General features: G+C 68.3%; 1 protein-coding gene and 1 pseudogene. One reads left to right on the plus strand and one right to left on the minus strand.

Annotation, left to right across the window (positions count from 1 at the left end; translation table 11 throughout):
• Window positions 1–382: enoyl-CoA hydratase/isomerase family protein (locus AC1DWF_RS35015; RefSeq protein ID WP_476843070.1), on the minus strand; the 382-nt coding region annotated here is incomplete at its 3' end.
• Window positions 383–481: 99 nt separating this feature from the next.
• Between AC1DWF_RS35015 and AC1DWF_RS35020 the strand changes: the two are divergent.
• Window positions 482–679: pseudogene (locus AC1DWF_RS35020) on the plus strand (tripartite tricarboxylate transporter substrate binding protein); the annotation flags it as partial.

Consider the following 679-nt stretch of genomic DNA (forward strand, 5'->3'; position numbering starts at 1 on the left):
CATAGGCAAAGTCGGAGGACAGCACCATCTCGAGCCCGCCCGCATAGGCGTGCCCGTTCACGGCCGCGATCACCGGGATCGGGCAGTCGAGCAGGGCGAGAAAGGCGCGCTCGAAGATCTCGTGCTGGGCGACCCATTGCGCATCGGTCATGCCGTTGCGCTCCTTGAGATCGCCGCCCGCGCAGAAGACGCGCCCGCCAGTCGCGGTGAAGACGACGCAGCGGATATCGCTCGGCTCCGCCGTCAGCCCCGTCCAGAGCGCCAGCAGGTCGCGGCCCATCTGGGTATTGAGCGCATTCGCGACCTCGGGCCGGTTGAGCCGCGCCACCAGCACATGCGGCGCGGGGGTTTCCAGAGCGATGGTCTCGAAGCTCGCGAGCATGGCGGGTCCTCCAAAAACTTGCCGGTTGGCGAATGCCCGGCGATCCCGCAATCTCCCCCACAAGGCCGAGGGTCACAATCCTGGCCACCGGAGAGAAACATGTTCCAACGCCGTGGCCTCCTGGCCGCACCCTTTGTTTTCGGCGCCGCACCGGCCCTCGCCCAGACGGCCACCTACCCGCAACGCCCCGTCCGCGTCGTGATCCCCTGGCCGCCGGGCCAGGCCACCGACCTTGCCGCGCGTATCGTCATGCAGCGCCTGTCCGAGACCATGGGCCAGCCCTTCGTCGCCGAGAAC

This window comes from Aminobacter sp. P4_D5 (assembly GCF_056401815.1).